The 2,293-nt window shown below is 32.6% G+C and carries 1 protein-coding gene and 1 pseudogene; both read right to left on the reverse strand.

The features are described 5' to 3' along the window. Positions 1-942: 942 nt before the first annotated feature. On the reverse strand, positions 943-1,431 hold a 489-nt coding region (locus AFK68_RS01185; protein WP_210407162.1), incomplete at its 5' end, for a HAMP domain-containing sensor histidine kinase. A 1-nt stretch (position 1,432) separates the two neighbouring features. Beyond that, positions 1,433-2,089: pseudogene (locus tag AFK68_RS44000) on the reverse strand (PAS domain S-box protein); the annotation flags it as partial. Between the last annotated feature and the right edge of the window lie 204 nt (positions 2,090-2,293).

Here is a 2,293-nt window from a genome sequence, read left to right on the forward strand (position 1 = left end):
GACACATACAGGAACCATAAGCAAAATAGTAAAACTTTTTCTCTTTAGAAATTAACTTGTTCATCTTAATTTTTGACTGGAGAATTTGAGTTAGTATATCATTGAATTCCAGAAATATTTAACTGGAATATTTATGGCAAGCTATGCCTAAAAAAATCATTTCTTTTAAGCTTGGCTCAAGTAATATTGAAATATTTTCATTAGTAATAAATCTTAACTTTTACTATCTGCAACTTCTGTAGGCAAACAAACAGTAAAACGTAGAACTCAAAGAAACTTTACTATCAACAGTAATATTGCCACAGAAGTTTTTCTGTGCTGCATTATATTATGTCCGGATAATTAGTGATAAAAAAATTTTTGTTTGTAGTTGGGCTTTAGCCCGAACTATAAGATAGGGCTAAAGCCCAACTACTAGCTTTAATTATAACTATTCAACCGGACATTATATTACTCAGAATCTTGGTCAATGAACAGGTTCCTCGCAACATTTGGCGATGGTTAATTCCCACAGTGTAGCTGACGAATCTGACACAATCAATTAGCTTCGGAAAACTTAGATGATCTATCTTAACAAAATATAGCAGTATACATTCTGGTTACGACACTTCGGTAGTGTGGGGAGAGTGGGGAGGTTGGGAAGTGTGGGGAGTGTGGGGAGAAAGAGAAAGTAGCAGGAATAATTGTACCTGTATCTTTTTGTACTTATCTGCCAACCTCCTCAACTTTTTGGTCTTAAAGGCTAAAAAATTTGCACTTTTTTCGCTCCAAAAATTGGCTTAACCTTTATATTTCAGTGCTTTGGGATTCTATTTGCCAGCCCTACGCGACTTATCCCACATTTTGCTGATCACTACCAAAAGAAATAATATGTCCTTGATATTCAATTCCCTCACGGTTTTAGCTAGAGGTAATTATCAATTATCCATTATCAATTATCCATTAATGAATATCTGCAACTTCTGTAGGCAAACAAACAGTAAAAGTAGAACCCAAAGAAACTTTACTATCAACAGTAATATTCCCACCCATCATTTGACAAAAACGTTGACTAATTGCTAATCCTAAACCAGTTCCCTCATATTGACGGGTAGTTGATTCATCAGATTGGGTAAAGGGTTTAAACAAATACTTAATCTGATCTAAACTCATACCGACACCATTATCAGTCACACAAATTACAATTTTATCTCTTTGACGACTTACTCTTAAGTTAATTTCACCTTGATGTGTAAACTTAGCAGAATTACTGAGTAGATTAGATATAATTTGTTGCACTTTAATTGGGTCTGCATACATAATACCAATATCTTCTACTCCTTCTACTTTCAAAATATTGCCATTTTTAACTACTAAAGGTTCCACTGATTTGACTACATTTTTGATTAAAGATGATAAATTAAAATCTTCCAAATATAACTTCATTTTATTNAATAATTTCTTGAATCATTTTTAATAACTTTTGACTTTCAAAACGAATTTTGTTTAAGTCATTAGTTAAATCTTGGTAGCCCAAATCATTAATTTCTTCATGCAATAAATCCCCATAGCCAATAATCGCATTTAAAGGTGTTTTTAATTCGTGACTAATATTAGCTAAAAATCTACTTTTTGCTTGGTTGGCAGCTTCTGCAGCTTCTTTTGCTAACTCTAGTTCTAATTGTATATGTCGGCGTTCGGTAATATCATGAAATGTGGAAACTACTGCTTCTATATTTTCTTCTCTATCCACTACGGGACTAATAATATATTCATAATCTATTTCCCCTTTTCTTGTGGAAAAACATCCTTCTGATTTGACAGATTTACCAGTAGTGAAAACTTTTTTTATTTGTTCATCGAACTCTTGAATAATTTCTTTTGAAAAACCTAGTTCTGTTGCTGTTTTACCAATCATATCATTAGGCTTCATGCCTAGAGATTCTGCTCCAGTTAGACTTACATAAGTATATTTTCCGGAGGAATCAAAAAGATAAATTGGATCTACAGAAGCATTGAGAATACTATCAACTGTTCTCGCGTGTTGTGATAGTTCATTAGCCATTTTCTCTGCCATTTTATTAGCCTGAGTTTTGGCACTCATTTCCATTTTGAGCTGTTCATTTAGTTGTTTTAAACAAATAGTACGTTCTGCTACTCTATTTTCCAGCTCTTCATTCAGGTTAGCTAACAATATTTGAAGTTCTTTACGGTAATTGATATTTGTAGATATACTACCAATTGCATAGAGACAACCATCTAAATTATAAAGTGGAAATTTGGTGGAAATATAAGAGTTATATCCATTTTTATC

The organism is Hydrocoleum sp. CS-953 (assembly GCF_002260545.1).
Lineage (GTDB): Bacteria > Cyanobacteriota > Cyanobacteriia > Cyanobacteriales > Microcoleaceae > Trichodesmium.